Source organism: Kitasatospora sp. NPDC001261, from assembly GCF_042896795.1.
GTDB lineage: Bacteria > Actinomycetota > Actinomycetes > Streptomycetales > Streptomycetaceae > Kitasatospora.
Genome location: NZ_JBIAXP010000032.1, coordinates 1 through 20,381 on the forward strand (window position 1 = coordinate 1; position 20,381 = coordinate 20,381).

Annotated in this window: 19 protein-coding genes; 4 read left to right on the plus strand and 15 right to left on the minus strand. The window is 73.2% G+C overall.

Going from position 1 to position 20,381, the window contains the following annotated elements; genetic code table 11:
• Positions 1-507 precede the first annotated feature (507 nt).
• The 7 genes from ACFY4B_RS34180 to ACFY4B_RS34210 all read right to left on the minus strand — a co-directional run bounded on the left by ACFY4B_RS34180 (position 508) and on the right by ACFY4B_RS34210 (position 7,392).
• Positions 508-1,497, minus strand: coding sequence for a phospholipase (locus tag ACFY4B_RS34180; RefSeq protein WP_387974417.1), 990 nt, complete (start codon positions 1,495-1,497; stop codon positions 508-510).
• 146 nt (positions 1,498-1,643) lie between these two features.
• Entirely contained in the window at positions 1,644-3,014 is a 1,371-nt protein-coding gene (locus ACFY4B_RS34185) for a (5-formylfuran-3-yl)methyl phosphate synthase (RefSeq protein WP_387974420.1), read from the minus strand.
• 215 nt (positions 3,015-3,229) lie between these two features.
• Positions 3,230-3,820, minus strand: coding sequence for a hypothetical protein (locus tag ACFY4B_RS34190; RefSeq protein WP_387974422.1), 591 nt, complete (start codon positions 3,818-3,820; stop codon positions 3,230-3,232).
• Positions 3,817-5,217, minus strand: a complete 1,401-nt coding sequence (locus ACFY4B_RS34195) for a hypothetical protein (protein WP_387974425.1) — start codon at positions 5,215-5,217, stop codon at positions 3,817-3,819. Before ACFY4B_RS34195 ends, ACFY4B_RS34190 begins: the two co-directional genes overlap by 4 nt.
• Positions 5,214-6,023: an ABC transporter ATP-binding protein gene (locus ACFY4B_RS34200; RefSeq protein ID WP_117492847.1), complete on the minus strand. Its 810-nt coding sequence runs from the start codon at positions 6,021-6,023 to the stop codon at positions 5,214-5,216. Before ACFY4B_RS34200 ends, ACFY4B_RS34195 begins: the two co-directional genes overlap by 4 nt.
• 41 nt (positions 6,024-6,064) lie before the next feature.
• Positions 6,065-6,892, minus strand: a complete 828-nt coding sequence (locus ACFY4B_RS34205) for a zf-HC2 domain-containing protein (RefSeq protein WP_387974428.1) — start codon at positions 6,890-6,892, stop codon at positions 6,065-6,067.
• Positions 6,889-7,392: an RNA polymerase sigma factor gene (locus ACFY4B_RS34210; protein WP_049650857.1), complete on the minus strand. Its 504-nt coding sequence runs from the start codon at positions 7,390-7,392 to the stop codon at positions 6,889-6,891. Before ACFY4B_RS34210 ends, ACFY4B_RS34205 begins: the two co-directional genes overlap by 4 nt.
• Positions 7,393-7,593: 201 nt before the next feature.
• On the opposite strand from ACFY4B_RS34210, the gene ACFY4B_RS34215 reads away from it, so the two are divergent.
• From ACFY4B_RS34215 to ACFY4B_RS34225, 3 genes are all read left to right on the plus strand, one after another.
• The gene (locus tag ACFY4B_RS34215) at positions 7,594-8,172 is read left to right on the plus strand and encodes a TetR/AcrR family transcriptional regulator (RefSeq protein ID WP_387829029.1); all 579 of its coding nucleotides are present in this window, start codon (positions 7,594-7,596) and stop codon (positions 8,170-8,172) included.
• A 227-nt stretch (positions 8,173-8,399) separates the two neighbouring features.
• On the plus strand, positions 8,400-9,437 hold the full coding sequence (locus ACFY4B_RS34220) for an agmatine/peptidylarginine deiminase (protein ID WP_049650855.1): 1,038 nt from the start codon (positions 8,400-8,402) through the stop codon (positions 9,435-9,437).
• Positions 9,438-9,496: 59 nt separating this feature from the next.
• Positions 9,497-10,660: an agmatine/peptidylarginine deiminase gene (locus ACFY4B_RS34225; protein ID WP_074004639.1), complete on the plus strand. Its 1,164-nt coding sequence runs from the start codon at positions 9,497-9,499 to the stop codon at positions 10,658-10,660.
• 87 nt (positions 10,661-10,747) lie between these two features.
• On the opposite strand, the gene ACFY4B_RS34230 is transcribed toward ACFY4B_RS34225, so the two are convergent.
• A complete protein-coding gene (locus ACFY4B_RS34230) occupies positions 10,748-11,926 on the minus strand; it encodes an agmatine deiminase family protein (protein WP_387974430.1) in 1,179 nt (392 codons plus the stop codon).
• Between the two features lie 142 nt (positions 11,927-12,068).
• On the opposite strand from ACFY4B_RS34230, the gene ACFY4B_RS34235 reads away from it, so the two are divergent.
• Positions 12,069-12,725 (plus strand): TetR/AcrR family transcriptional regulator, encoded by a 657-nt coding sequence (locus ACFY4B_RS34235; protein ID WP_158077750.1) that lies wholly within the window; start codon positions 12,069-12,071, stop codon positions 12,723-12,725.
• Positions 12,726-12,748: 23 nt separating this feature from the next.
• Here the strand turns inward: ACFY4B_RS34235 and ACFY4B_RS34240 are convergent, their stop codons facing one another.
• The 7 genes from ACFY4B_RS34240 to ACFY4B_RS34270 all read right to left on the minus strand — a co-directional run bounded on the left by ACFY4B_RS34240 (position 12,749) and on the right by ACFY4B_RS34270 (position 20,374).
• Positions 12,749-13,930 (minus strand): agmatine deiminase family protein, encoded by a 1,182-nt coding sequence (locus ACFY4B_RS34240; RefSeq protein ID WP_387974433.1) that lies wholly within the window; start codon positions 13,928-13,930, stop codon positions 12,749-12,751.
• A gap of 127 nt (positions 13,931-14,057) precedes the next feature.
• Positions 14,058-14,981 (minus strand): DUF4436 family protein, encoded by a 924-nt coding sequence (locus ACFY4B_RS34245; RefSeq protein WP_387974436.1) that lies wholly within the window; start codon positions 14,979-14,981, stop codon positions 14,058-14,060.
• 122 nt (positions 14,982-15,103) lie between these two features.
• Entirely contained in the window at positions 15,104-15,901 is a 798-nt protein-coding gene (locus ACFY4B_RS34250; protein WP_049650845.1) for an ABC transporter ATP-binding protein, read from the minus strand.
• Positions 15,894-16,841 (minus strand): ABC transporter ATP-binding protein, encoded by a 948-nt coding sequence (locus ACFY4B_RS34255; protein WP_074004680.1) that lies wholly within the window; start codon positions 16,839-16,841, stop codon positions 15,894-15,896. The genes ACFY4B_RS34250 and ACFY4B_RS34255 overlap by 8 nt, the downstream gene beginning before the upstream one ends.
• Before the next feature lie 76 nt (positions 16,842-16,917).
• Positions 16,918-17,772 carry an ABC transporter permease gene (locus ACFY4B_RS34260; protein WP_375875354.1) on the minus strand — a complete coding sequence of 285 codons (855 nt, stop codon included), beginning with the start codon at positions 17,770-17,772 and terminating at the stop codon, positions 16,918-16,920.
• The gene (locus ACFY4B_RS34265) at positions 17,769-18,728 is read right to left on the minus strand and encodes an ABC transporter permease (protein ID WP_079272556.1); all 960 of its coding nucleotides are present in this window, start codon (positions 18,726-18,728) and stop codon (positions 17,769-17,771) included. The genes ACFY4B_RS34260 and ACFY4B_RS34265 overlap by 4 nt, the downstream gene beginning before the upstream one ends.
• On the minus strand, positions 18,725-20,374 hold the full coding sequence (locus ACFY4B_RS34270) for an ABC transporter substrate-binding protein (protein WP_387974440.1): 1,650 nt from the start codon (positions 20,372-20,374) through the stop codon (positions 18,725-18,727). The genes ACFY4B_RS34265 and ACFY4B_RS34270 overlap by 4 nt, the downstream gene beginning before the upstream one ends.
• Between the last annotated feature and the right edge of the window lie 7 nt (positions 20,375-20,381).

Consider the following 20,381-nt stretch of genomic DNA (forward strand, 5'->3'; position numbering starts at 1 on the left):
GAGTTCTCAAGGAACGGACGCTTCCTTCGGACCGCCTTCCAGCGGACCCTCCGGGCTTCGTTCTTTCGTGTTTCCAGCTTACCAGATGCTTTCCGCTCCGTTTACCGGCGCTTTCTGCTTCCGACTCGCTGTTGTCTTCCAGCGCTTGGCGCCCTGTCTGACGTTTCAAACACTAGCCGACCTCCACTTCGAAAAGCGAATCCGGCCGCAATCCGATAAAACGAACACGCCATATACAGACTGGGCCGCACCTGCGCATGACAGATTCGCCCCAGCCCGAGCCGGGAAGTGTTGGTTCAGAGGATTGGCCGCCCCGGGACCGTCCGCGTTGACACGTGTCCGGTGCTCCCAGTCGAGCGACTGGGAGACCCTACCCCTCCCCGGCGCCCGAGACAAAATGCCCTGTCCGGACGGCACCGGCCCCCTCCTTCTCCCCTCTCTCCTGCGGGCTCCGGGTCGGCGCCCGCGGGAGAGAGGCCGGGCCCCCTACCCACGACGAACGGTCGCCTACCTGAACAGGCGGTCGCCGCTGGTGGCCATGCGGTGGGTCCCGCTGTGGCGGTTCACCCAGTCCCGGACGAGGTTGACGGCGTTGGCGCACTGCCAGCTGTTGTCGTACTCGCGCACCCCGGTGAAGGCGCCGTAGCCGGCGATGATGCCGTCCACCTGGGCGTCGCCGAGGAGCTTGTCGACGTACCACGGGTCGTTGTAGGTGGTCGTCCAGGACAGGGTGGCCGCGAGCCATCCGGCGGACCGGTCGGCGGCTCCCTTCTTCAGTTCCGCGCAGGTGTTGTAGGTGGCCTCCGTGCAGTTGCCGAAGCCCTTGGTGATGTCGCTGTCGCCGTAGTCCATCGCCCGGCGGCCGGCCGGGAAGCCGGAGCCGGACCGGTTGAAGGCGCTGTTCACCTGGTCGCGGGTGCCGGTCGTGGTGATGCCCTCCAGCGGGCCGAGCCTGCCCTCCAGGCTCTTCCAGCCCCGGCCGCCGACGTCCTGGGTGCTGCCGCCGTGGTACTCGTAGAAGCCGTAGAGCACCTGGATGCCGGCGGCCGTCAGCCGCTGGGCCTTGTCGCGCAGTCCGGCGACGCTGCAGGTGCGGTTCGGCTCCTCGCCGCAGTAGTTGGGGTCCTTGATGTCCAGCCAGACCAGCGACAGCCGGCGGCCCGCGTTGGCGTTGGAGAGGATGCGGTCGAGCATGCTGTCGAAGCTGGGGCCGAGCCGGTTCTCGCCGGCCGAGGAACAGTCGTGGTAGGCGCGCCACTCGTTCGGGTTCCACCAGGCGCAGACGTCGATCTCGATGGCGTTGGCGCCGTGGTTGATCGCGGCGTCCACGCCGTCCAGGGTGTCGACCCGGTGCGCGATGGCGTAGATCGGGTGACGCTGGTCGGCGGCGGCCGCCGGGGTGGTGCCGAGCGCGGTGACGCCGACGATCCCGGACAGCGCCGCCGTGAGGGCCGACAGCGTCCGCAGGTGGGCACCGCGCCTGTGGTGAGTGGTCAAGAGGTGCTCCTTCTCGCTGGTGCTCGAAGTTGTCCGTACTCACGCGTGCTCGGATCTACTCGGACGTACTCGGACAACCGATATCACCGACTCCGCGTCGCCGTACGGTGAACGAGCGATACCTGCGGTCTCGCGGGCGCCACCGCTCAGCCGAGCGGTGCCAGTACCCCGTAGGCGTCGGAGGAGTACGCGGCGAGGTCGGGGTGGCGCTTGAGCAGGCCCGCCAGGTCGTCGAGCGCCCCGGGCTGCTCCGTCATCCGCCGCGGCAGCACCAGCCGGCCGCCCTGCTCCGGCGGGACCAGGCCGCTCACCAGGGCGCGGCGCACCGTCCGCTCGTGCCGGGTACCACGGCCGGTGCCGCCGTACGGGTCGCGGGCCAGGGCGCTGACGCCACCGCGGGCGGAGAGCTGGTCGAGCTCCGGGACGAGCCGCCAGACCTGCTGGGCGTGGTGGCTCTGCACCGAACCGGCCAGGTTCGCCTCCAGGCCGTGGGCGTGGCACAGCTCCACGAGGAACCGGATCTCCTCCAGCGAGAGGATGCCGGCCCTGGCCAGACCGTGCCGGTCGGTGTCGTGGCGGTCGAGGTCGGCGAGCTCCGGGCTGCCGGCGGTGGAGACCAGTCCGATCCGGGCGACCTTCAGCAGGATGCTGGTGTCCACCATGATCGCGTCGGCGCCGGCCGCCGCGCTGGCCTCGACCATCGCGCGGATCGCCTCCCGATCGGTGCGACGGGCCGTCGTGAGACCGTAACCCGCGTGGGAGAACGGCTCGTTGACGGCCACGAAACCGCCGGTCGTGCCCGTCGGCAGGGCGCCGGAGGCCCTCAGCTCGGCCGGCTCCGGCCGCCGGCCGCCGAACAGCGGCTCGCCGTGCGGGTCGAGCAGTGCGTCCGCGTACTCGGCGAGGTCGAACGCCCCGGGCGTGGACGGCTCGCACGGGTAGTACTCCCGCAGGCCCACCAGGGCGCGCCGCACCTGCGGCAGTGTCTTGCGGGCGTCCCACAGGTCGAGGTCCTGCGCGAACAGGACGGACATCACCCGGGTGTGCGACAGCCGGTCGGTCCGGCGCAGCGTCGCCGTGATCTCGCCGAGCACGTCGGCCAGTTCACCGGTCCGCATGCCGTCCAGGCCGACCTTGACGATCCCGCAGGGATGCACCCGGGTGCCCATCGCCAGGGCGACGCCGAGGGCGGCCTGGGCCGCCTTGCCGACCTGCTCGTACGCCGACTTGGGCAGGGCCAGACCGTTCTCCGCGCGCCGGTACAGCAGCTGGTCCTCGCCGATGTTGGTGCTCAGCTGGACCGGGAGGTCCCGCCGGGCGGCCAGCACCGCGTCCGCGATGTCCATGATCCGGCGCGGTTTGATCGTGCCGAGCGCGCTGCGCGGATCCTCGCTGTCGATGATCCGCGCGCCGCCGAGGACCGCCTCCCGCGCCTCCTGCGGGTCGAAGACGCTGACCAGCAGCCGTCGATCCGCCCCGACCTCGCCGGGTATGCCGGACATTCCGATGGTCGACACCGTTCCCCCTCCGAGAACTGACTGTTCGTTCGGGGGTCAGTCTTGACCGCAAGAGGTGCTCAACCGACCGATCGGCGACCGATCCTCACTCGAAGGAGTGAGATCACTTGACAGCAGGGTGACCAGGCGGCGATGCCGCCCCGGCACGCGGCCGGTCCGCGGGCGCCGCCGGGTGCTCCGTCGGCGCCCACGGGCCCGTCACCGTCGCGGACCCGTCACCGTCGCGGGCCGGCCACGGCGTACAGCGCGCCACCGGTCACCAGCAGGGCCACCGCGGTCCAGGTGGACACCCCCGTCCCGGCCGGACAGGTCATCCAGCCGATCGCCTTCCCCACGGTGGTGGGCGGCAGCGGGGGGACGAGGATGGTGAAGCCGAGCCAGCCGATCGGCAGGATCCAGGCGAGGTGCGCTCCGCAGAGCACCGCCCCGAGCGCGGCCAGGCCGGCCAGGCCCGCGGTGTCCCGGAGGACGACCTCGGTGGGGGCGAACCTCGGCCCCGCGGCCTGCACCGCCAGCACCGCGGCGCCGACGACCACGCCGATCAGCAGCGCGTGCGCCGCCCGGCGGGGCGCCCACCGGATCGCGGCCGTCCGGTCCAGTGCGGAGTCCTGCCCGCCGAGCCCGACGGAGCCGGCCGCCACACCCGCGGCGAGCACGAAGTACACGATCGGGTTGATCGCGTCCGCGTCCTCCCCGCCCGTGCCGCCGCCCCGGTTGAAGGCCCACACCACCAGGGCGGTGAGCGCGACCGCGGCCGCCGACGTGGGCACCTGCCGTGAACGCGCGTACAGCGTCAGCCACCTCACTGCGACACCTCCCCGGCCAGCACCGGAATCTGGTCCTGCCGCGCGCAGGACAGGGAGGCGGCGTGCAGCGCGACGATCCGCGAGCGCTGCTCCGCCGGCGGCAGTGCCGTCAGCTTCTGCCACGCGGTGTCGGCCGCCGCCCAGGTCTCGACCTCGTACGCGGTGGTGCCCTTCGGCGCCAGCGGCTGGAGCTGGGGGTCGTGGAGCGCCCAGCTCACGGCGATGCTCTGGGCGGGGATGGCGACGTGCCCGCCGCCCTCCTTGTCGTTGTCCGGGTAGCAGCTCGGTGCCAGACCCTTGGCGATCAGCGCGCGGGTCAGCTGCTCGCCCGTCGCGTCGGCGAGCAGCCGCTCGCTGAAGTCGACCAGCAGCACGTCCGCGGAGAGTTCGCGCGCCTCGGCGAGCTCGTGCAGCGCGGTGTCCTCCCGCACCGAGGTCGGCGCCCGGTCGCCCAGGACCTCGTGCAGCACGCGCAGCGCGTCCTTGCTGCGCTGGGTGAGCTCGGCCAGGTGGGAACGGCTCGCCTGGGTCACGCACACCGGCCCGTCGCACACCAGCGCCGCGGCGGCCTTGTCGACGACGTAGACGTCGCGCGCGGCGGACGGGAGGACCAGCAGGGCCAGGGCCAGGCCGGCCAGGGCGGGAGTCACCGCGAGCAGCCGGGCCCGCCGGGTCGCGGCCGCCAGCAGCGCGACGCCGGTGGCGAGCAGGCCGAGCAGCCAGAGCGTCTGGCCGAGGTGGACGGAGCCGGACAGGGTCAGCAGCATCTGCCGCGGCTCCGGGGTCGCCGGCGACAGCAGGGCGAACCGGTTCGCCACCCGGCCCGTCGGTACCGCCCCTTCGTTGTTCATCCGCAGGAACAGGCCCGTCCCCACGAAGACGATCACCACCAGGGCCGGCGGGGTGAGGACGGAGGGCAGCGCCCGCGCGACGCCCATGCCGAAGACGGCGCCCGCGACCAGGGCCAGTGCCGCCACCAGCGAGATCGGCAGCCAGCCGAGGGGGGTGTAGGTGGTCGGACCGGACGCCACCTGGACTCCGCCCGCCAGGACCAGCAGGCCGAAGCCCACCGCCAGCGCGAGCCCGATCGCACCGGCCGGCAGCGCCGCACGGCGCCAGGCCGGCAGTGGCGTGGTCGTCAGCAGCTCGGTCATCCGCGAGCGGGGTTCGCGGAGCCCGTACACCGCACCGACGCCGATCACGAAGGGCCACCAGAAGGTCAGCAGGGACCGGGTCCAGAACGCCATGGTGGTCCACTGGGCCGTCCACCCCGCGGTGCCGTGCCACCAGAACGCGTCGAACGGGAGGAAGACCGCCAGGCTGCCGCCCAGGACGACGACTCCGGCCCAGGGGGCGGCCGAGCGCTTCAGCTCGGTTCGCAGCACGCGTGCGTTCACCAGGCGCTCCCCTGCTGGCCGGAGGTGCGGAGCAGCGCCGAGTAGCCGCGCTCCAGGGGGCTGTCGCCGGGGTGCTCGGCGCTGCCCGCCGCGCCCAGCTCGTCCGGCGTGCCCTGGAAGACGAGGCGGCCGTCGGCGAAGAGCACCACGTCGGAGCAGGCGGCCGCGACGTCCTCGACCAGGTGGGTGGAGACGACCACGCAGGTGTCGCGGCCCAGGTCGGTCAGCAGTTCGCGGAAGCGCAGCCGCTGGGCCGGGTCGAGGCCGGCCGTCGGCTCGTCCAGCAGCAGCACCGCCGGGGAGTTGACGATGGCCTGGGCGATGCCGGCCCGCCGCACCATGCCGCCGGACAGGGTCTTCATCCGGTGGTCGGCGCGGTCCGCCAGGCCCACCCGTTCGACGGCGCGCTGGACGGCGTCGGGGACGTCCCGCTTCGGGACCTCCTTCAGCCAGGCCATGTACTCGACGAACTCGCGTACGGTGAACCGCTTGTAGTAGCCGAAGTCCTGCGGCAGGTAGCCGATGCGGCGGCGCAGGGCCCGGTGGTCGCCCACCCTGCCGAGGGAGGTGCCGAGCATCTCCAGCTCGCCCTCGGTGGGGCGCAGCACGGTGGCCAGCGTCCGGATCAGGGTGGTCTTGCCCGCTCCGTTGGGCCCGAGGAGGCCGTGGGCACCGATGCCCAGCGAGAGGTCGAGGCCGTCGACGGCCATCTTGCTCCGTCCGACGCGGACCTTCAGGCCGCTGGCCCGGATCTCCCAGGGGTAGGTCTTCGGCGCGGTGTCGGCCGCGCTCGCCGTATGCGTCATGCGATGGTCCCTTTCGAGGGTGGACAGGGTGGACATGGGTTTCACAGCGTCGAGTACGTGTCCCGGCGGGCGATCACGGCGCAGACGCCGAGCGCGAGGAGCAGCCCCCAGACGGGCAACTGGTCGCGTTGCAGGGCCAGTTGGAGGAAGACGGGGACCCGGCCGGTGATCGAGGTGGGGGCCACGACGACGAGGCCCCACCCGGCCGCCAGCCCGAGGGCGGCACGGGTCACCCCGACCACGCTGCCCAGCGCCAGGGCGGTGGAGGTGAAGGCCAGGGAGGGCAGCAGCCACTGCGCGGCCGTCGTGCTCCCGGTCAGCCATCCCCCCAGCAGGAGGACGGGCAGGACCACCACGAGGACCGAGGTGGTGCGCCTGAGCAGCAGGGGCAGGCCGGCCCGGGCGGTGGAGGCGGTCAGTTCGTGGGCCGGGTCCAGGCCGCTGGACCAGGACGCGGCGACGCCGCACAGCGGCAGCACCGGCGCGATCAGCGAGACCGGTGAGGAGCTGCCGAAGACCTCCGCCGGCGCGGCCGCGTCGAGCAGCAGCGCCACCAGGGTGACGACGGCGGTCATGGCCAGCCACGGGGTCATGGCCGGCGTCAGCCAGGACGACACCCACCTCGGCCGGCGCCACCGCGGGGGCACCGCGCCCACCGCGTCCAACCGCGGTTCCAGGCCGGCCCGGACGGTGTCGACGAGCGCGGCGATGTCGGGTGCCCCGGTGGCGACGGAGGCCGCCAGCAGGCTCCGGCAGGGCGCGCACGTCTCCAGGTGGGCCTCCAGCGCCCAGACCGTGTCCGCCGCCATCGTCGTGACGCCACGTGCGTAGTCGTCGATCAACTGCCTGGTCGCGTGTTCCCCACTCATGCCAGCGCCTCCCGCATCGCGATCCGGGCCCGACGGGCACGGGTCTTGACCGTGCCTTCGGGCAGTCTGAGCAGGACGGCGGTCTCCCGGACGGAGAGCCCGTCCAGCACCGTGGCCTGCAGTACCTCTCGGAGTTCCGGCGCCAGCCGGCGCAGGGCGTCGCCGACGTCGCCGCCGACGGTGCCGGCGAGCGCCTCCTCCTCCGCCGCGGGCACCACCGCGCGCTCGGCGGCGGCGACCGGCGGTTCGGCGTGGTGGGCCCGGCGCCGGAACGCGTCGACGAGGCGGCGTGCCGCGATCGTCCACAGCCAGCCGACGGCTGTCCCGCCGACCGCGCTCCCGGCGAACGCGCCGGCGGCGCGCCAGACCGCGAGGTAGGTCTCCTGCATGACTTCGGCGACGATCTGCTCGTCCGCGCAGCGGCGGCGCAGCCGTACGGCGAGCCAGGGCGACGTCCGCCGGTACAGCTCGTCGAAGGCCCCGCGGTCGCCCTTGGCCACCAGCCGGAGGAGGCGTTCCTCGTCCAGGTCGTCCAGTGTTCTCCTGCGTGATCTCACACCAGCCAGACGCCCGATGCGGCGTGCGGGTTCTTCCCTGGAGGTGACCTGCATCACATCCGGGCGGAATCGGCCGGCCTCCGCTGACCGGCCTTTCAGCAACCGCACGGGGTCGGCGCCCGCGCCCCGGTAAGGTGGTGGATCGTGGCCAGTCGTAAAACGTCGATCTTGGAAGCAGCGGCGCGGGTGATCGCGCGACGCGGGGTGCGCGGGCTGCGGGTGGAGGAGCTCGCCGCCGAGGCGGGCGTGTCCACCGCGCTGATCTACTACCACTTCAAGGACCGGACGGGGATCCTCCGGCAGACGATGGAGTTCATCAACGACCGGGCGGAGCGGTACACGACCGAGCGCGCCGAGGGCGCCCCGCCGCTGACGCCCCGCGAGGAGCTGGAGCAGACCCTGCTGCTGGAGCTCCAGGACACCGCCGAGGTGCGGGAGAACAGCACCGCCTGGGGCGAGCTGCGGGCGAGCGCGGTGTTCGACGAGACGCTGCGCGAGGACCTGGCGCGGGCCACCCGGATCTGGGTGCAGGAGGTCGCCGAACTGCTCGGCACCGTACGGCCGATGTCCTCGGCGGTCGCGCTGGCCGGGGCGGCGGAGCGGCTGACCGCGCTGCTGGAGGGGCTGAGCACGCGCTGGCTGAGCGGCAGCCTGCCGCTGGCGCACGCCCGCACGCTCATGGCCGACGCGGTCGACGCCGAGGTGGCCCGGCTCGGGTCCTGATCCGTACGGACCGCACGGGGGGCCTCACTCTGCGCACGGAGCCCGTCAAGGATGCGTTAGGGCATGACCGCGAGTTTGACTGACTTTTCAGTCAGTGCGAGCCTGAACCCGCGGCAGGGTGCTGCCGCCCGTCCGTCCCCACGTGCGCCGCCCCGGCGCGGCGCGAAGAGTGGAGTCGGCGGCCCCCGGCACCCCTCCCGGCACCGTCGCACGATCTGGAGGCCCTCATGACCCACTACCGCGATGACCGCTCCACCGAGCCCTACCCCTGGGTGCCGGCGGACGACGTCCCGCACGCGCGGACCTGGATGTCCTGGCCCTCCCGCCGGGGCGTGTGGGGACTGCGGCTGGGCGGCGTCCAGGAGGACATCGCCCTGATCGCCCGCACGATCGCCGAGTTCGAGCCGGTGGTGATGTGCGCCCCCGACGACTGGACGGCGGGCAAGGCCCAGTCCTGGTGCGGCTCCGGAGTCGAGGTGATCACTGCGATCCCCACCGACGACCTGTGGATGCGCGACACCGCGCCGGTGTTCCGCCGGGACGGGTACGGCGGCCTGGACGCCGTGGTCCTCAACTTCAACGGCTGGGGCAACAAGCAGGTGCACCACGACGACGCCCGGGTCGCCGAGCTCGTCGCCACCCGTCGCGGCCTGCGCCACACCTTCGCGGACTTCGTCGGCGAGGGCGGCGCGATCGAGACCGACGGCGACGGCACCGTGATGGCCACCGAGAGCAGCCTGGTGAACAAGAACCGCAACCGCGGCATGAGCCGGGACGAGATCGAGGAGGCCGTCCTGGAGGCCTACGGCGCCGACACGATGATCTGGCTGCCCGGGATCAAGGGCCAGGACATCACCGACGACCACGTGGACGTCACCTCCCGGTTCGTCCGCCCCGGCACGGTGATGGTGCAGCTGCCGCCGGCCGACCGCAACGACGCCTGGGCCCGGGACGCCCGCGAGCAGTTCGCGATCCTCTCCGCCGCCACCGACGCCCGGGGGCGCCGCCTGCAGGTCGTCCCGGTGCACGGCCCGGACACCGTCCGCTCCCGCAGCTCCAAGTTCGTCGACTCCTACCTCAACTTCCACGTCGTCAACGGGGGCGTCATCACCGCCCAGTTCGGCGACGCGTACAAGGACGCCGCCGCCCGGGACGCGCTCGCCGCGGCCTTCCCCGGCCGTGAGGTGGTGCAGATCGACGTCGACCGCCTGATGGCCGGGGGCGGCGGCATCCACTGCTCGACCATGCACGAACCGCTGCCGTAACCCGGCCGCCCCGCGCACTCTCCTCCACCACCACCCAGACCCTCAGCTGGAGTTCCCGCATGACCAACGCCCTGTCCCGCCGCACCCTGATCCGCAGGCTCGCCGGCGTCGGCGCCGGAGTCGGCGCCCTCACCCTCGGCCTCACCGCCTGCGACCCCAACGACCTGAAGGACCTCGACGGCGCCGTACCGCCCACGCGGCCCGGCGGCACCCCCGGTGTGCGCCGCTTCGGCGCCGAGTGGGACAAGCACCTGCGCACGGTGATGTCCTGGCCCGCCTCCGAGAACGTCTGGGGCGACCAGCTCGCGGACGTCCGCCGGGACGTCGCCGGCCTGGCCCAGGCCATCGCCGCCCGCGAACCCGTCGTCCTGATGGCCCGGCCCGAGCAGGCGGACGCCGCCCGGAAGGCCTGCGGCTCGGCGGTCGAGGTCGTCCCGATCGCGGTCGACGACCTGTGGGCCCGGGACACCCTGCCGGTGTTCGTCGAGGAGGGCGGCACGGTCAAGGGCGTCGACTTCAACTTCAACGGCTGGGGCGGCAAGCAGCAGCGCGGCAACGACTCCAAGGTCGCCCGGACGGTGCTGGCCAAGTACGGCGTCGAGCGGATCGAGACCCGGCTGGTCGCCGAGGGCGGCTCCTTCGAGACCGACGGCCAGGGCACCCTGATGGTCACCGAGAGCTCCGTCGTCAACGACAACCGCAACCCGGGCATGAGCCGGGACGCGGTCGAGGCCGAGCTGAAGAAGGTCCTCGGCGTGACCAAGGTGATCTGGCTGGCGGGCGTCAAGGGCAAGGACATCACCGACGCCCACGTCGACTGCCTGACCCGCTTCGTCGCCCCCGGCGTGGTCCTGCTCGACCAGGCCTTCCCCGGCACCCCGGCGGACGTCTGGTCCCGCTCGGCCGACCAGGCCCGGTCCGTCCTGAAGGACGCCACCGACGCGACCGGCCGGAAGCTCCAGGTGGTGGAGCTCCAGCAGCCCGACCCCGACAAGATCACCGGGCGCGGCGACGCCTTCGTCTCCTCGTACATGAACTTCTACATCGGCACCAAGGGCGTCTACCTGCCGAAGTTCGGCGACGCCAGGGCCGACGACCGGGCCCAGCAGCTCATGAAGCAGTACTTCCCGGGCCGCGAGATCGTGCCGGTCAAGATCGACGCGATCGCGGCCGGCGGTGGCGGCATCCACTGCGCCACCCACGACATCCCCGCCCTGGGCTGACCGGACCGGCCGGGCCGGGGACAACCCCGGGCCGGCCTCCGTTCGGGGCCGGGTCCGGTCGGCGGGCCGGACCCGGCCCCGGCGGGTTCACACCGCGGGCTGCTGCTGGGTGACGCAGTGGATCCCGCCGCCGCCCGCCCCGAGGGAGTCGATGTTGAGCTGCTCGACGGTGCGGCCGGGGAACAGCCGGGCGAGGGCCGTCCTGGCGGCGCTGTCGGCCTTGGTGTCGCCGAACTGCGCCGCGATCACCGCGTTGTTGCACAGGTAGTAGTTGGCGTAGGAGCCGACGAAGTTGGGGTCGGTCGAGCGGATCAGGTTGTAGTCGGGCCCCTGGATCCGGCTGACCGCGAACGGGGTGCCCTGGGCACCGGTGGTGGTGGTCAGGATCCGGTACTGCTGCCGTGCGTCGTTCGACCAGGCGTCGGTGTCGCTCGCCAGCGGCATCTGGACCACGGCCGTCCCCGCGTCGAGGAAGCGGGAGGTGGCGTCCACGTGGTCGTCGGTGATGTCCTGGCCGGCCACACCGTTGAACCAGATCACCGTGCTGGCGCCGTAGGCCGCGCACATCGCGCTCTCGACCGCGGCCTGGGACATGCCGGGGTTGCGGTTGGCGTTGAGGATGCTGCTCCGGGTGGCCATCAGCGTGCCGGCCGCGTCGGTCTCGATGGCGCCGCCCTCGGCGACCAGCCCGGCGGCGGTGAACGGCAGGCCGAGGTAGGCGGCGACGCGCCCGGCGACCAGGGCGTCGTTGCCGTGCGGGTTCTGGTGGTTGCCCCAGCCGTTGAAGTTGAGGCCGATCGTGTCGAGGCCGCCGGCGCCGTCGGTGCGGAAGACCGGACCGGTGTCGCGCATCCAGCAGTCGTCGACCGGGATGTCCCCGATGACGGTGACGGCCGAACCGCACATCGAGCGCGCCTTGGCGACGCTCGCCGGGTTGGCGCACATGGTCACCGGCTCGTACTTCGCGATGGTCTTCGCGATCAGGGCGATGTTCGACTGGACACCGCCGAGCTTGTTCCGCCAGATGGTGCTGCTGTCCGGCCAGGCCATCCAGGTGCGGGTGTGCCGGACGGTGTCCAGCGGCACCCGGAGGCCGGCGGCGACGGCCGGGCCCGCGGTGGTGGTGCGGGGTTGCGCGGCCCGGGCCTGCCCACCGCTCGCCGCGGTCAGCGCGGTGCCCGCGACGGCGAGCCCGGCGGCCGTCAGGAACCGGCGTCGGCCGAGCCCTCCGTCGATCGCCGGATGGGATCTGAAGCTGCCCTCCATCACTACCTCCCTGTCAAAGTGCGCTGCCTGTCCGGTAGTTGACCGAAAAGGTAAAACTGACCAAGCGCTCGGTCAATACTTTGCGCAGAGATCGGTGCCGATGCGCCCCTGCCGCTCCCCCGCAGTCGTTACAGTGGCGGCCATGGCGACACAGGCGACGGGCGCAGCCCCGCGTACGGCCCCCGGCCCCGGCGGCACCGGCCGGGCGCGCGCTTCCGCCAAGGGCGAGCAGACCCGGGCCCGGCTGATCGCCGCGGCCCGCACCCTGCTCGCCGGCGACGGCGCGGGGCGGTTCACCACCCGCAACGTGGCCGCGCTGTGCGGGGTCTCGCACGGGATGTGCCACTACCACTTCGCGGACCGCACCGACCTGATCGTCGCGGTGGTCGAGGACATCCGGCCCGAGTGGATCACCCCGCTGGAGGAGGCGGTCGCCGGCCCCGGCGGCTACGCCGAACGCTCCGAGCGGGTCCTGGCACTGCTCACCCGGCCCGAGAGCCCCGACCTCGCCCGGCTGCACGCGGCCCTGCACTGGCTCGCCCTCAACGACGAACGCGTCCGCGCCAGCCTGGAGGCCGAGTACGCGCGCTGGCGCTCCTCCTTCGTCGGCCTGTTCCGCTGCCTGCTGGACGAGCGCGGCGACGGCGCCGACCCGGTGCCGCTCGGCGAGGCCTTCGCCGCCGCCGTGGACGGGCTCGCCGCCATCGGATCGCTGGACGGGACGGTGGACGCCGAGCGGGTGCTGCGGACGCTGCTGGACTCGCTCTCCTCCGCCGCCGCCCGGCCGTCCGGCGCCTGACGGTCCCACCATCTGCCCCCGCGTCACCCGGTGAAGCCGGACGCGACGGGCTGCTGCTGGGTGGCGCAGTGGATGCCCCCGCCGCCCGCGGCGATGTGGTTGATGCCGACCTGGGTGACCTTGCGCCCCGGGTGGAGGTCGCCGATGATGCCGGCCGCCCGGTCGTCGGTGGCCTGGTCGCCGAAGCGCGGGACGATGACGCCGCCGTTGCAGACGTAGTAGTTGATGTAGGTGGCGAGGAAGTCCTTGCCGGCGCCCTGGATCAGGGTGACGTCGGGCTCGGGCAGGTCGACCACGGTGAGCGTGCGGCCCTTGGCGTCGGTCTCGGACTGGAGCACCTGGACGGCCTGCGCGGAGGCGGTGGTCCAGACGTCCGGCGGGGTGTCGGCGGCGGGCCGGTGCAGCACCACGGTGCCCGGCTCGGCGAAGCGGGCGAGGGCGTCGACGTGGCAGTCGGTGATGTCCTGCCCGGCGACGCCCTTGAACCAGATCACCTTCTCGACGCCGAGCAGGCCCTTGAGGCTCGCCTCGATCTCGTCGCGGGACTTGCCGGGGTTGCGGTTGTCGTTGACCCAGGAGCTCTCGGTGGCCATCAGGGTGCCCTCGCCGTCCACCTCGATGCCGCCGCCCTCCCCGGTGACCGACGCCTGGACGCGGGTGATGCCGTAGTGGTCCAGGAGGTAGCGGGCGACCAGGGCGTCGTTGGCGTGGGTCTGCTTGCCGCCCCAGCCGTTGAAGTTGAAGTCGACCCCGGCGAGCCCCTTCGGGCCCGTGACGAAGGTCGGGCCGGTGTCCCGGGCCCACAGGTCGTCGACCTTCAGTTCCAGCACCTCGACCGAGGAGCCGCAGGCCTGCCGGGCCTGGTCGGCCTGGTCGGGGCGGGCCAGCAGGACGACCGGCTCGAAGCCGGCGATGGCCTGGGCCAGCCCGGCGATGTCCTGCCGGACGGCCGGCAGTTGGTCGCCCCACACCTCCTCCAGCGCCGGCCAGGCCATGAAGGTGCGGGTGTGCGGGCCGGACTCGGCCGGCATGGCCCACCCGCCGGTCGCCGAGCCTGCGGACGGGGCCACCCCCGAGGCCGTACCGCTCTGACCGGACCGCTCCCCCGATCCGCTGTCGGAGGAGCAGCCACCGGTCAGGGCCAGCGCGGCGAGCGCGGCCCCGGACTGCAGGAGTGAACGGCGGGACGGCCGGGGGTGAGCCATGGGGCCTCGTTCCGGTTGGGGTCGGGTTCGGCTCCGCAGGCTACTGATCGGAAGGTCAGATTCCGGTGCGGCACGCACCCGCCGTTCGGGGGAATCCGCTCACCGCCCCCGCTCACCGCCCCTCGGCTCACGCCGCCTCGGTCACCGCCTCCCGCTCGCGGCGCAGCCGGTGCTCGGTGCGGATGCCGGACCAGGCGGTGCAGGCCAGGCTGGCGGCGATGAGGCCCTCGGCCCAGAAGAACGCCACGTAGTCGATCAGGGATCCGATCGGCGGCGCCCCGGGGGCCGCGTTGCGCATGCCGATCAGGGCGAACAGGCTCGCCGCCATCCAGCCCAGGGAGGGCCAGACCAGCCCCTCGCGCTTGCGGTACAGCACCTCGGCGGCGCCGAGGACGGCCAGGGCGATGGCCCACATGGCCGCGATCATGAACCAGGAGAGGATGAAGGTGCTGCGGGACCGGGTGATCCGCGCGTCCAGGGTCACGGCACCGGAGCTCGCGGTGGTGGCCTGCGGGCGCAGTACGAAGAACGGGTCGGTGTCGGTGAGGACCAGGCCGACGGGCACGGCCGCGCCCCCGCTGGTGGCGGTGAAGCCGGCCTCTGCGCGGTAGCGGTCGAACGGGTAGTCCGTCTTGGTGCCGTCGTACGTCCCCACCTGGACGAGCTGGGACGCCGCGGCCTCCCCCTCGGCCGCCCGGATGGTCACCTTGGGGGTGCCGGTGACGGTGATCTCGACGGGGCGGGCGAAGGTCTGGGAGTCCGGCCCGGCGGCGAACCTGCCGTGCGGGACGGGCGTGACGTAGAGGGTCAGCTGCTGGGCGGTCGGGTCCACGTCCTGGGCGGTGACGTCCAGTTCGATCCAGTCGGGCGTCGAGGGGACCGCCAGCTCCCTGGTCTGTTCGCGGGTGTCGCGCTCGTTGAGGTACAGCCCGATGCCCGACCCGCAGAGGGTGACGACCACCGCCAGGACGGCGGCGAACCGCCAACAGCGGCGGGGGGATCGGTGCGCGGCCCGGTCGGTCGCGCTGGTGTCGTCGGTGGTGACCTGCACGGTCGTCCTTCCTGCGGCGGTGGCGCCGGGCCGGCAGGGTCGCCGCCGCCCGGCGTCGCCCGCCGGTGTTGCTCGGTCGCTCCGGCCCGGCAGGTCCCACCACCTGCCGGGCCGGAGCCGTCTTACAAGGCGCGGCGCGCGGCGGCGATCCGGTCGGGATCCCAGCCGGGCCGGGGGACGGACTCCAGCAGCAGCCGGGTGTAGGCGTGCTGCGGGGAGTCCAGGACGTGGGCGGTGGGGCCGGATTCGACGATCCGTCCGTGGCGCATCACGACGACCTCGTCGGTGACGCAGCGGACGACGCCGAGGTCGTGGGTGATGAACAGGTAGCCGATGCCGGTCCGTTCGCGGATGTCGGCGAGCAGGTTGAGGACCTGCGCCTGCACGGAGACGTCCAGCGCGGCGACCGCCTCGTCCAGCACCAGGACGGCCGGCTGGACGGCCAACGCCCGTGCGATGGCGACGCGTTGGCGCTGGCCGCCGGAGAGCTGCCGGGGCAGCGCGTCGGCCGCCCGACTGCCGAGGCCGACCTGGTCGAGGAGTTCGCGGATCCGGGCCGCGTGGTCGGTGCCGGGGAAGTGCAGCCGCAGGGTCTCGCGGAGCACGGCCTCGACGCTGGTGCGCGGGTCCAGGGAGAGGTACGGGTCCTGGAAGACCATCTGGACCTCACGGGCGCGGGCCAGCCGCCCGGCCCTCCCCCGCACCCGGCCGGCGCGGGCCCGGCCCCGGACGGCGACCCGCCCCTCGTCGGCCTGTTCGAGGCCGACGACGATCCGGGCGGTGGTCGTCTTGCCGGAGCCGGACTCGCCCACGATGCCGAGCGATCCGCCGGCCGGGAGGGTGAAGGAGACGTCGTCCACCGCCCGTACGGTGCCGAAGGTCCGGCACAGTCCGGTGACCTCCAGTACGGCCTCAGGCATCGGCGCGGCTCCCTTCGAGCGGGTGGTGGCAGGCGACCGGGCCCGGCGCCGGGGTCTCCTCGCGGCACAGGGCGGTCGCCCGGGGGCACCGGGGGGCGAACGCGCAGCCCGTCAACTCCTCGCGCAGGTCCGGTGGTTGGCCGTCGATGGCGGCGAGTCGGCCGCTCCCGGAGTCCAGCCCCGGGGTGGCGGCCAGCAGCGCGGCGGTGTAGGGGTGGCGGGGCCGGGCGAAGAGCGCCTCGGCGGGGCCGCTCTCGACGATCCGCCCGGCGTACATGACGTGGACCCGGTCGCTGATGGCGGCGGCGAGGCCGAGGTCGTGGGTGACGAACAGCAGGCCGGTGCCGAAGCGTTGGCGCAGCCGGTCGAGGAGCGCGACCACCTCGGCCTGGCTGGTGACGTCGAGCGCGGTGGTGGGCTCGTCGGCGAGCAGCAGGACCGGGTCGCCCATCAGCGCGGCGGCGATCATGACGCGTTGGAGCATGCCGCCGGACAGCTGGCCCGGGTAGCGGCGCAGCAGTTCCGGGCCGAGGCCCACGGCGTCGAGCAGTTCGACCGCGCGCCGCTCGGCGTCCTCCCGGCTCGTCCGGCCGCCGAGGCGGACGCCCTCGGTGAGGAAGTCGCCGACGCGGCGCAGCGGGTTGATCGCGGCCCTGGGGTCCTGGAAGACCATGGCGGCCCGGCCGGTGCGCAGGGCGCGCAGCCGGTCGGGGCCCATCGTCAGGACGTCCTCGCCGTCGACCAGGACGCTGCCCTCGGCGGTGGCGCCGGGCGGCAGCAGGCCGAGGGCGCTGCGGGAGGTGAGGCTCTTGCCGGAGCCGGACTCGCCGACCAGGGCCACGGTCTCCCCGGGGCCCACGGCGAGGTCGACCCCGTCGAGGACGGGCCGGGCGGTGCCGGGCAGGCGGAGCCGCAGGCCCCGGATGTCGAGGGCGTTCACGCGGTCCTCCGGTTCGGGGCTGCGCCGGTTCGTCGGGTCCCCCGGTTCGTCGTTCTCCGGCTCGTCGTTCTCCGGCTCATCGGCTCCTCCGGGCGACACGGTCGGCCCAGCGCTCGCCGACGACGTTGAACGCGACGACGGTGAGCACGAGGAGGACGCACGGCAGGATCGCGGAGAGCGGGTAGCCGTGCTGGATCGCCGTCTGGCCGTCGAAGACCATCCGCCCCCAGTCGGGGGTGAGCGCGGGGACGCCGAGGCCGAGGAAGGAGAGGCCGGCGAGGTCCATGAGGGCGTAGCCGAAGTTGATGGTGGACTGCGCCAGGACGATCGGGGCGATGTTGGGCAGGACGTGCCGCAGGCAGATCTGCGCGGCGGAGTGGCCCTGGACCTGGTACGCGGCGACGTAGGGGCGTTCGCGTTCGGCCAGCACCAGGGAGCGGGTCAGCCGCGAGACGTACGGCAGGTAGGCGATCGCGAGGGCGACGACGGGGGCGAGGAGGCCCTCCCCGTACACCGAGACGATCAGGATGGCGAGCAGCATGCCGGGGAAGGCGAAGACCAGTTCGGTGCCGCGGGAGAGGACGGAGTCGAGCCAGCCGCCCCGCCAGCCGGCGACCAGGCCGACCAGGACGCCGGCGACGGTGGAGAAGGCGACCACGCCGAGCGGGCCGAGCAGGGAGGTGCGGGCGCCGAGCAGGAGCCGGGAGAGGGTGTCGCGGCCGGCGGCGTCGACACCGAGCAGGTGGTCGGGCGAGGGGCCGGCGAGGGCGTTGCCGAGGTCGACGGCGTTCGGGTCGTCCGGCGCGATCCAGGGGGCGAGCAGGGCGGCGAGCACGACCAGGGCGACGAGGCCGAGGCAGGCCAGGTGGAGCGGGGCGCGGGCGGCCCTGAGGCGGCCGAGGCCGGGCCGGCGGGTGAGGGCGACACTCATGCGTCGGCCCTCCTCGAACCGAGGGCGACCCGGGGGTCGACCAGCGGGTGGAGCAGGTCGACGACCAGGTTCACGGTCATGAACAGGGCGACGATCAGCAGCGAGATGGCCTGGACGGTGGGGAAGTCCTTGGTGGTGGTGGACAGTTCGAGGAGCTGGCCGATGCCGCCGATGCTGAACGCGGACTCCACCAGGATCGTGCAGACCAGCAGGGTGGAGACGATCAGGCCGCCGGTGGTCAGCACGGTGCCCAGCGAGTTGCGGAACACGTGGCGGCGGATCACCTCGCGCTCGGGCACGCCGCGGCTGCGGGCGACGGCGACGTGCTCGCCCTCCAGGGCGTCCAGCATCGCCGAGCGGGTGACCCGGGCGAGCATCCCGATCAGGTACAGCGCGAGGGCGACCGCCGGCAGGGTGAGGTGCCACAGCAGGTCGCCGAAGCCGTCGCCGGTGCCGCTGGTCGGGAACCAGCCCAGCTTGACCGCGAACAGGCCCTGCAGCAGGACGGCCGCGACGAAGGAGGGGGTGCCGACCGCGAGCGTGGTGGAGAGCAGGACCGCCGAGTCGGTCGCGCCGCCGCGCACCGCGCCGATCCAGCCGAGGGCCAGGCCGAGGACGGCGACCACGAGCAGGGCCATGACCACCAGGGTCAGGGTGGCGGGCAGCCGGTCGGCGAGCAGCCGGGACACGTCGGTGCGGTAGGTGATGGAGCGTCCGAAGTCGCCCTGCAGCACCTGGCCGAGCCAGCGGAAGTACCGCACCAGGAACGGGTCGTCGAGGTGGTACTGCTCGTTGATCGCCTGCAGGGCGGCCGGGGAGGCCGACCGGCCGGACAGCAGGAAGCTCGCCGGGTTGCCCGGTGCCAGGTACATCGCGCCGAAGACCACGAAGGACGCGCCGAGCAGGGTGGCGGCCATCTCGGCCAGCCGCCGGGCGGCGAATCTCAGGAAGTTCACCGGGCGGCCCCCACGTCGGCGGCCCACGGGTAGTACATGTACGAGATGGTGGTGGGGGCGCCGGTGACGCGCTTGTTGAGGAAGACGGAGGTGGGCCACTCGGCGACCGGGATCCACAGCAGCCGCTCGGAGGCGGTCTGCTGGAGCCTGGCCTCGATCGCGCCGCGCCTGGCCGGGTCGTACTCGGCGGTGGCCTGGTCGACGAGGTCGTCGTAGGCCTTGTCGCTGAAGCCGGCGTAGTTCTGGTAGGCGCCGGTCCGGAAGTTGGCGAGCAGGTCGAGCGGGTCGGTGACGGAGTCGTAGTACGTCTCCGGGAACAGGTCGATGCCCTCGCGCGCCTTGGCGTCGGTGAACAGCGCGGTGAAGGCGTTCGGGGCGATCGTCTTCAGCTGGACGTTCAGGCCGATCTTCGCTCCGGCGGCCTGGACGGCGGTGGCGAGCAGCGAGACGTCCTGGCCGATGGTGCTGGTGGCGACGGTGAGCGTCCTGCCCTCGGCACCGGCCTCCTTGACCAGGGCCTTGGCCCGGTCGATGTCCGGGGCGGTCGGGGTGAGGTGGTCGAAGGCCGCCTTCCGGACGTCCTCGGGGGCGCCGGCCCAGGCGGCCCTGGTGGTGAGGGAGCCGGTGACGGTGCCGGCGCCGGCCAGGCCGGTCCGGACGAAGCCGGAGCGGTCCAGGGCCAGCGAGAGCGCCTGGCGGACCCGCAGGTCGCCGAGCGGGCCGTTCATGCTGGTGACGTTGAGGTTGACGGTGCTCAGGCCCTCGCCGAAGTAGAGCGTGCCCGGGCCCTCGCGCTTCAGCCGGTCGTAGCTCTCGGTGGGGATCAGGTAGCCGCCGTCGACGTCGCCGGTGAGCATCGCGTTGGTGCGGGCGGACGCGTCGGTGAGGAAGCTGAACACGACCTTCTTCGACTTGGCCTTGGCGCCCCAGTAGCCGTCGAAGCGCTGGAGCTCGATCGACTGGCCCTTGGCCCAGGTGCCCAGCGTGAAGGGGCCGGTGCAGTCGAGGCCGCCGTTGGTGCCGTAGTCCTTGCCCGCGGCCTCCACCCCGGCCTTGGCGGCGACGACGCCGGCGGCGGTCGCCATGTACTGCGGGAACTGGGAGTCGGGCTGCTTGAGCTTGACGGTGACCTGGAGCGGGCCGGTCCTGGTGACGGACTCGACGTTCTGGAACACCTGCGCCCAGGCCGCCGCGTTGTCCGGGTTCATCTGCCGGCCGAGGCTGAAGACGACGTCGTCGGCGGTCATCACCGTGCCGTCGTGGAAGTGGACGCCCGAGCGCAGGTCGTAGACCCAGGTCGCCGGGTCGGGGTTGGAGGCCTTCTCCGCGAGGCCGGGGGCCAGGGTGAGCTGGGGGGTCCAGCGCATCAGGCTCTCGCAGACGTTGGAGAGCACCGTGTTCTGCGGGTAGTCGAAGGCCTGGAGGTAGTCCAGAGTGGGCGGCTCGGCGTAGGTGGCCCAGGTGAACGAGTCGAGCTCGCCCTTGGCGGGCGGGGTGTCGGCGGAGAGCCGGACCGCCGCCTGGTCGGCGCCGCCGCGGGGCGGGCCGGAGCAGGCGGCGACCAGGGCCGCCGCCGAGAGCAGAGCGGTGGCGAGGACGAGCCGGCCGCGGGCTCCGGCGCCCCTCGCGGGCGCGGTGGGAGTCATGAGGGTG

Coding starts and splice junctions, on each gene's coding strand:
- ACFY4B_RS34200 (WP_117492847.1), bottom strand. CDS start 6,023: ATGACGCATACGGCGAGCGCGGCCGACACCGCGCCGAAGACCTACCCC.
- ACFY4B_RS34205 (WP_387974428.1), bottom strand. CDS start 6,892: ATGAGTGGGGAACACGCGACCAGGCAGTTGATCGACGACTACGCACGT.
- ACFY4B_RS34220 (WP_049650855.1), top strand. CDS start 8,400: ATGACCCACTACCGCGATGACCGCTCCACCGAGCCCTACCCCTGGGTG.
- ACFY4B_RS34225 (WP_074004639.1), top strand. CDS start 9,497: ATGACCAACGCCCTGTCCCGCCGCACCCTGATCCGCAGGCTCGCCGGC.
- ACFY4B_RS34230 (WP_387974430.1), bottom strand. CDS start 11,926: ATGGAGGGCAGCTTCAGATCCCATCCGGCGATCGACGGAGGGCTCGGC.
- ACFY4B_RS34235 (WP_158077750.1), top strand. CDS start 12,069: ATGGCGACACAGGCGACGGGCGCAGCCCCGCGTACGGCCCCCGGCCCC.
- ACFY4B_RS34240 (WP_387974433.1), bottom strand. CDS start 13,930: ATGGCTCACCCCCGGCCGTCCCGCCGTTCACTCCTGCAGTCCGGGGCC.
- ACFY4B_RS34250 (WP_049650845.1), bottom strand. CDS start 15,901: ATGCCTGAGGCCGTACTGGAGGTCACCGGACTGTGCCGGACCTTCGGC.
- ACFY4B_RS34260 (WP_375875354.1), bottom strand. CDS start 17,772: ATGAGTGTCGCCCTCACCCGCCGGCCCGGCCTCGGCCGCCTCAGGGCC.
- ACFY4B_RS34270 (WP_387974440.1), bottom strand. CDS start 20,374: ATGACTCCCACCGCGCCCGCGAGGGGCGCCGGAGCCCGCGGCCGGCTC.